Source organism: Halogranum amylolyticum, from assembly GCF_900110465.1.
GTDB lineage: Archaea > Halobacteriota > Halobacteria > Halobacteriales > Haloferacaceae > Halogranum > Halogranum amylolyticum.
In genome coordinates this window covers 58,334-65,496 of the sequence record NZ_FODV01000022.1, presented here as the reverse complement: position 1 = coordinate 65,496, position 7,163 = coordinate 58,334, and the positions used below count along the sequence as shown (strand labels likewise).

The following is a 7,163-nucleotide window of genomic DNA, read 5'->3' as shown; positions in this document are numbered from 1 at the left end:
GACGTTGCGCAGTTGGTTCGAGAAGCTGTCGTAGACCAACAGCGCCCAGCCGCTGGCGTTGCCCGCGGCGGCCTCGAACTCGCCCTTCCAGGCGTCGTAGGAGCCGAAGTCCTCCTCGATGCGGTCTGCGAGGTCACCCGAAGGCTCGTCGCCGCCCTCCGGCGACATGTTCTGCCAGAACAGGTCGTGGAGGATGTGGCCACAGCCGTTGTGGGTGACGTTACGGATCGCACCGGGCGAGGAGCCGAACTCGCCGCTCTCGCGGTTCTGTTCGAGCGTCTCCTCGGCGCTGTTCCAGCCGTTGACGTAGCCCTGATGGTGGGTGTCGTGATGCCACGTCAGCACCTGCTCGGAGATGTGCGGTTCCAGCGCGTCGTACTCGTACGGGAGTGGGTCCAGTTCGTACTGAGACATATACGGACGAACGATGTCCGGCCACCGCTGTAAGCGTTCCCTGAACCGGGGTTTAGTAATTTTGCAGACATTTCCCGGAGACGAGCCGTCGCCCCACAGATCTGTTCCGGTGGTGTTTTCTAGAAGATATATTCAGTTGGAATAACTATAAATTCGGCCATAAGACACATTCGTCAGCCCCGAGCCATGAGATACGAGATGGATTCTCACACCGCTCCGGGCATCCCCTCCAGACGACAGGCGCTGAAGCTGTTCGGTTCCGGCCTCGCGGCGGTCGGCCTCGGTGCGACGACCGGACTCGCAGAGAGCGACACGGAGTCGACGACCGAGTCGGAGGCGACAGCCGAGTCGGAGACCGAATCGACGACCGAGTCGGAGGCGACAGTGACGCTCGAAGACCAGTCACCGCACTATCGGACCGTAACCGTCGCGACAGTGACGCTCCCGGACGACGGGTTCGTCGCCGTCCACGACGCGTCGTTCTTCACCGAAGGACCGGTACTGGGCGTCTCCGCGCCGCTGTCCGCGGGGGAGTACCACAAACTCCCGATCGTCCTCGACGAACTGCCCGACGGCCCACTCACCGTCGCCGCGATCCCACACGAGGATACGCCTTCCGACGGCGTGTTCAGCTACCCCGAAGACGGCGACGCGCCGTACGTCGGTGAGGGCGGCGTCGTCCACGACTACGCGACGTTGCAGCCAGAGTAACAACTCCCTAGACGACGAGTAGGGACGTGTCAGGACGACGCCGTACCCGTGTTGCCGCCGACCACGGCGACCGCGTGCGACACCGCCCGCTCGGCCTCTTCTCGCGAGACCGAACCGTGCCCGTACAGTGCTCTGTCCTGCAACTTCGTCAGTTCGTCGAGATGAGCGAGACGATCGACGTCGACGCCGTCGTGTGACCGACAGATCTCGTAGAACGCCTCCGGCGAGGACGACGCGCCGAGCGAGTCGACCGCGTCGAAGTCGTGGCGGGCCCGAACGTGCTCACGAGCCGTCTCGTAGGCGCGATCCACTGCCGTCTGATACGCACCGTCGTCGAGGGCGGCCCGTGCCGCCGACAGCGCTTGCCCCGTCTCGGGGGTGACATCGTCTTCGTCCCGATCGACGTCGCCGGGAGCGCCGTCGTCGGTTCTCGCGGACGCGGCGGTCGACTGCGAACTGTCGGCTGGAACGGTCCCGTCGTCTTCGACGTCCGACCACGAGAACTGGTTGCCGGCAGGCCGACCGGACGCCCCGGACGACGTCGCTTCACGCGACGTCGCTTCGGTCGACGTGGCGGCGCGCTCGTTCGTCGCGTCGTCCACCGGTTCGTCGGTGTCTGCGTCGCCACCGCCGTCGCCGTCCCTGTCGTCGCCTTGCGCTCCTTCCCCGGACTCTTCGCTCTCGTCGTCGACTGCTCCCGCGCCGAACCGCAGGATACCCCACGCGGCGAGCAACAGCAGCAGGAGGAAGACGGCGCCGGCGACGCCGACGAGGAGCACGTCGAACCCGGCGACAGTGCCGAGACCACCGAGACCCCCACCACCGTCCCCGTCGCCCGCCTGCAGCGGGACGGTCGCGGCGTCGTTCGAGGCGTCGAGGTTGGACCCCTCACCCTCGTAGGCGGCCCGGACGGTGATCTCGCCGTCGGCGCCGGCATCGACGGCGTCACGAGCGTCCGAGGACAGCGAGAGGTTCGCCTCGTACGTCCCGTTGGAGCCGGTCGTCGCCGTTCCGAGAACCGACTCACCGGCGGTGAACCGGATCTCCTCGCCGGCGACGGCGGTCCCCGCCTCGGTCGTTAGCGTGCCGGAGACGGACACCTGTTGCGGTGAGGCGTCTGCGACGCGGAGGCTCAGCGACGTCGCCGTCCTCCTGACGGAGAGTTCGGCCCGGCCGCTCTCGGCGGTCAGCGCTCGATCCTCCATCGCGAGTGCCGCAGTGAGCCGTCGGTCGCCAGCCGCCACCGACGCGGGCAGTCGGGTCGTCAGCGAGAACGTCCCCTCGGGAGCGGTCTCGACGGTGCCGAGCGTTGTGTCGCCGAGTCGGACAACCACGGGGACCGACGCAGCCGGAACGTCGTCGGCCTCGACACGGCCCCGAACCGTCAGTTCGTCGCCGAACCCGACGTTCGACGGTGACTGTGTGACCGAGACGTCGCCGGTCGTCTGCTCGACGCCGAGGGAGAGGTCGGTGGTCGCCCGAGTGTAAGGGGCCGTCCGGGTCGGGACGAACTCGAGGGTCACCTGCTCGGCCGAGCGAGCGACCGCCGTCGGTCGGTAGTCGAAGCTGAACGCGCCAGCCCCGTCCGTCGTCGTCGTGACGCGCTGTCCGCCGACGGTGAAGGTGACCTGCTGGTTCGCGACCGGCGATCCGTCCGCTGCCATCAGCGTCCCCCGAACCGTCGCCGGCGACAGGAAGGAGACGCTGTCGGCGTCGGTGGTGGCTCGCAACTGGGTGCGGGTGAGCTCGGGCGGGTCGACCTGCGCCTGCTGTCTGGCGATCCACCGCTGGCCGGCCTCGACCGTCGCGGAGGCGTCGGCGAGACTCACCGCGGTCCGCCGTTCGATACGACTGTAGTTCCGCTGCAGTCGCGCAGCGGTCGTGTTAGCCGCGTCGGCCAGTCGAGTGAGCTTCCGCGAGAGCTGTCGTTGGCCGCTCTCGTTGCCGTTCTGGGCGGCAGTCCGGTACTGACGACGCGTCGTCACGTACTCGTCGACCAGCGCGACGTACGTCTGTTGGTTCGACTGTGCACCGTCGAACCCGGCGACGGCGCCGTCCTTGCCCGTGAGCGACTCGTACGCCGAGAGCGTCTGCGTGTAGTTCTCGCCGACGAGGTGCTGTGCACGCCGGAACTCGCCCGCACCCGTAGCGTCGATACTGTTCGTGAGGCGGTCGCCGAGTTGCCGGGCTTTCCCGGCACCTCGCCGTCTGTCGTCCGTACTGTCGTCGTCATCGTCGTCCGTACTGTCGCTCCCCTCGTCACCGCCACTCCCATCGTCGTCCGACTCTGTCGGCGACGGTGACGACGACGTCGTGGTCGGCCCGGTGGTCGTGGTCGGCTCTTGCGTCGGGTCGGACGTCGCCGTGGGTGAGTCGGTCGGCGTCTCCGAGGGCGGCGTCGTCGTGGTCAACTCCGGTGTCGGCGACTGCGTCGGTTCCGACGTCGCTGTCGGGTCGGCTGTCGGGTCGGCTGTCGTCGTCGGGTCGGCTGTCGTCGTCGGGTCGGGCGTCGATGTCGGGTCCGCCGTCGATGTCGTCGAGTCAACCTGCGAGACGGAGACCGACTCGGTGGCCGTCGGATCGTCCAGTGCGGGGACGGCGGCGACCGGGAGCGTCGCGACCACCAGAACGCCGACGAGCAGGAGAGACCCCAGACCAGCGGGGAGGCTGAGACGCATTACAGTGTCCCTCCAACGGAAAGCAGCCTCATTATTATACCGTATGTTAAAATGTCCGTCTCGAACGGCTGTCGTCGAGCGATTGGTGGGAACGGCTCTCGTGGGACGTCGAGTCAGATCGGTCGCTGTTCAGAACGCTTTTGACTGACTAGTCAGTAAATACACGTACGATTACTCTCGCCTCTCATCAATGACACAGGAGCCAGCAGACGACATCGTAGACGCGACGTACTGCGCACTCTGCAAGCACGGGTACGCCGAGTTGACGATGCAGGACATCGCCGACGAGTGCGACAAGAGTAAGGCCGCACTCCACTATCACTTCGACAGCAAGCAGGCGCTCTTGGAGACGTTTCTCGACGGACTGCTCGACGACTTCGAGACGCGGATCGCCGACCTCGACGGCGACGACCCGGTCGAACGGCTGTTCGACCTCGTCGACACGGCGTTGACGCCGCCGACCGACGACGACGACGAATCACCCGACGCGGAGTTCAAAACGGCCGTCCTCGAACTGAAGGCACAGGCTCCGTACGAGCCGATCTATCGGGAGCGACTCTCTGCGTTCGACCAGCGGCTGCAGGCCCGCATCGAGTCGCTCGTCGCCGAGGGCATCGATCAGGGGCTGATCGTCGCCGAGCGCGACCCCAGTGACGTCGCCACCTTCGTCAAGACGTATCTGACAGGTGCCCAGACGCGGTTCGTCGCCACCGGCGCGTCGTTCGAGGAGAGTCGGCGCCTGTTGCACGAGTACGTCCGGACGGAACTCCTCGTCGACGGGGAGGCGGAGGTCCCGGCGTGAGCCTCCGCGGGCGACTCGGATCGCTGTTCAAGGGCCGCGACGAGGTGAACCTGACCGAGGGCGGCATCGCCAAACCCCTGTTCTACCTCTCGCTGCCCATCGTCGTCACGAACCTGCTACAGACGGCGTACAACCTCGCGGACACGTTCTGGCTCGGTCAGTACGGCACCGAGGAACTCGCCGCGATCAGTTTCGCGTTCCCGATGGTGTTCCTGCTCATCGCACTCGGGATGGGGCTCTCGGTCGCGGGGAGCGTCCTCGTCGCCCAGCACACCGGCGCCGACGAACCGAAGCGCGCCGAGTACGCGGCCTCGCAGACGGTGACGTTCTCGCTCCTGGCGGCCGTCCTACTCGGCGGTATCGGCTTCCTCTTCGTCGAGCAGTTCCTCGGACTGCTCGGTGCGTCGGCGGACGTGCTGCCGCTGGCGACGGACTACATGGAGGTCATCTCGGTGGGGCTCGTCTTCATGTTCGGCTTCTTCGTCTTCGTCTCGCTGATGCGGGGCTACGGCGACACCATCACCCCGATGCTCGTGATGTTCGGGTCGGTGACGCTCAACATCGCCCTCGACCCGTTTCTCATCTTCGGCTGGGGGCCGTTCCCCGAGCTCGGGATTCAAGGGGCCGCCGTCGCCACCGTCTTCTCGCGAGCGCTCGCCCTGATCGTCGGCCTCTATCTCATGTTCGAGGGGAGTCGCGGCGTCCAGATCCGCCTCTCCGAGATGCGACCGGACTTCTCGTACGCGAGAAAGCTGCTCTCTATCGGCGTCCCCGCCTCCATCGAGGGGACCGGACGGGCGCTGTCGGTCAACCTCCTCCTGGTCATCGTCGCGCTGTTCCCCGATACGGTCGTCGCGGGCTACGGTATCGGCGTCCGCGTCTTCTCGGTCATCTTCCTGCCGGCCATCGCCGTCGCCCGCGGCGTCGAGACGATGACCGGCCAGAACATCGGTGCAGGGAAACCCGACCGCGCGGCCGGGGCGGCCAACTTCGCCGCGAAGGTGATGTTCGCCGTCCTCTCGCTTCTGGGTGTCGTCGCCTTCGTCGCCGCCCGCCCCATCACGGCGCTGTTCACCACCGACGCCGCCGTCATCGCCGTCGGCGCGTCGTTCCTCCGGTGGGTCGCTCCCACCTTCGGGTTCATCGGCATCATGCGCGCCTACACCGGCAGTTTCCGCGGCGCGGGCAAGACGCTGATCGCCGCCGTCATCGCCATCACGATGCTCGGGGTCATCCGTCTGCCGACCGCGTGGGTCGGTGCACAGCAGTTGGGCGAGAACGGCATCTGGCTGGCCTTCTCTATCTCCAACGTCGCCGGCGCGCTCATCGCCTACACGTGGTACAGACGCGGGACGTGGCGCGACGCCGACGCGACCCGCGGCCCCGAGGCCGACGTCGCTCCGGCGGCCGACGACTGATCGTCTCTCAGTTGCTGATGACTTTCGCCGCACCGACAAGACAGCCGACGGCGAGGAAGACGGGGACGAGCGAACTCGCGATGCCGTTGCAGCCATCCGACCAGTAGAGCGCCAGATCGGCGAGTCCGAGACCGGTCGGGTTGACGACCGGGAGCGATAGGCCGGGGACGGGCGACCAGGTGGTGACGCCGGAGCCACACGCGGCCATCGTACTGCCGATGGGAAACGCGAACGTCGCGACGACGAGCAGCGCGCCGAGGGCAACGAGGAGCGATCCGAGGCCGAGTCGGCGGCGACGGGACGTGAGGAGAGAGTACATACGCTGGATAGACAGATGTGGCGTCGTCGAAAGTGTCTTTCTGTCGAACGAAACGATACAGTTCGACTTCCGTCTGCGGGTTTGGTACGGTACTCGAACGCACCAGTAGAAACACAACGGTCAAATCAGCGGGCTGGAAACTCTCCGTGTCCTCGGTGTGCGAATCCGGAGCGACGTCAGGGGCACCCCCACACCCTCGCTGACGCGACGAGTCGCGCCGGGGACATCCGTGCAGTCTCCGTTCTGAGCGTAGTGCGGTCACGACGCCGAGTGTACGCCGTCCGTCGTCGATCGGTAGCCGTGTCGACGACGGGAACGGCCAACCTGAAAACCGGGTGAACCGAACAGCGAGGCGTCACATAGCTTTTTCAGCTCTGCACGCTTTCAGGGAGTCGCTACCGCCGATCGTGGTGCATTTCTCGACAGTAGCGACGGCGACGTCTCGGAGACGACGCGGAGCGGAGGGTAACGAAGATGACGACGATAGACGGACATACAGCCGGTGAGGCAGCGAAGACGACGTACACGGTGACGCTCCAGAGCTATCTGGTGGACTTCGTGACGGACCGACTGGCAGTGGAGGTGTTGGTCGACCCGCCGGGTCGACCCGTCGACACGCTGTGGGTCGTCGACGGCGACGTCGTCCGTCCGCTGTGGCGGCCGTCGCGGCGGTACTCCGACGAGCAGTTGTCCGCCGCGCTCGTCGGCGCTGGGGAGTTCGTCAGGCGCTCGACGAACCTCCAGTACCTCGTGGGGCCGCTCCCGCCGGAGTGCCTCTCGGTCGAGACGCGCGTGGAGTTTCCGACCGTCGACTGATCTCG

7 protein-coding genes are annotated in these 7,163 nt (G+C 66.6%); 4 read left to right on the top strand and 3 right to left on the bottom strand.

Annotated elements, in window-relative coordinates; genetic code table 11:
• On the bottom strand, positions 1 to 414 hold a 414-nt coding region (gene sod, locus BSG17_RS22005), incomplete at its 3' end, for a superoxide dismutase [Mn] (RefSeq protein WP_089827538.1).
• A 198-nt stretch (positions 415 to 612) separates the two neighbouring features.
• Between sod and BSG17_RS22000 the strand changes: the two genes are divergently transcribed.
• Positions 613 to 1,125, top strand: coding sequence for a DUF7282 domain-containing protein (locus BSG17_RS22000; protein ID WP_139246760.1), 513 nt, complete (start codon positions 613 to 615; stop codon positions 1,123 to 1,125).
• A 29-nt stretch (positions 1,126 to 1,154) separates the two neighbouring features.
• Here the strand turns inward: BSG17_RS22000 and BSG17_RS21995 are convergent, their stop codons facing one another.
• Positions 1,155 to 3,803 carry a transthyretin-like family protein gene (locus BSG17_RS21995; protein WP_089827536.1) on the bottom strand — a complete coding sequence of 883 codons (2,649 nt, stop codon included), beginning with the start codon at positions 3,801 to 3,803 and terminating at the stop codon, positions 1,155 to 1,157.
• Positions 3,804 to 3,993: 190 nt separating this feature from the next.
• Here BSG17_RS21995 and BSG17_RS21990 point away from each other — a divergent pair, with 190 nt between their 5' ends.
• Positions 3,994 to 4,605: a TetR/AcrR family transcriptional regulator gene (locus BSG17_RS21990; RefSeq protein WP_089827535.1), complete on the top strand. Its 612-nt coding sequence runs from the start codon at positions 3,994 to 3,996 to the stop codon at positions 4,603 to 4,605.
• Complete coding sequence (locus tag BSG17_RS21985) at positions 4,602 to 6,023, top strand: MATE family efflux transporter (RefSeq protein WP_089827534.1); 1,422 nt, start codon at positions 4,602 to 4,604, stop codon at positions 6,021 to 6,023. The genes BSG17_RS21990 and BSG17_RS21985 overlap by 4 nt, the downstream gene beginning before the upstream one ends.
• Positions 6,024 to 6,030: 7 nt before the next feature.
• On the opposite strand, the gene BSG17_RS21980 is transcribed toward BSG17_RS21985, so the two are convergent.
• Positions 6,031 to 6,342 (bottom strand): hypothetical protein, encoded by a 312-nt coding sequence (locus BSG17_RS21980; RefSeq protein ID WP_089827533.1) that lies wholly within the window; start codon positions 6,340 to 6,342, stop codon positions 6,031 to 6,033.
• A gap of 474 nt (positions 6,343 to 6,816) precedes the next feature.
• Here BSG17_RS21980 and BSG17_RS21975 point away from each other — a divergent pair, with 474 nt between their 5' ends.
• A complete protein-coding gene (locus BSG17_RS21975; protein ID WP_089827532.1) occupies positions 6,817 to 7,158 on the top strand; it encodes a hypothetical protein in 342 nt (113 codons plus the stop codon).
• Positions 7,159 to 7,163 lie beyond the last annotated feature (5 nt).

What these genes read in the sequence shown, in the direction of transcription:
- BSG17_RS22000 (WP_139246760.1), top strand. Translation starts at nt 613, where the DNA reads ATGGATTCTCACACCGCTCCGGGCATCCCCTCCAGACGACAGGCGCTG.
- BSG17_RS21995 (WP_089827536.1), bottom strand. Translation starts at nt 3,803, where the DNA reads ATGCGTCTCAGCCTCCCCGCTGGTCTGGGGTCTCTCCTGCTCGTCGGC.
- BSG17_RS21990 (WP_089827535.1), top strand. Translation starts at nt 3,994, where the DNA reads ATGACACAGGAGCCAGCAGACGACATCGTAGACGCGACGTACTGCGCA.
- BSG17_RS21980 (WP_089827533.1), bottom strand. Translation starts at nt 6,342, where the DNA reads ATGTACTCTCTCCTCACGTCCCGTCGCCGCCGACTCGGCCTCGGATCG.
- BSG17_RS21975 (WP_089827532.1), top strand. Translation starts at nt 6,817, where the DNA reads ATGACGACGATAGACGGACATACAGCCGGTGAGGCAGCGAAGACGACG.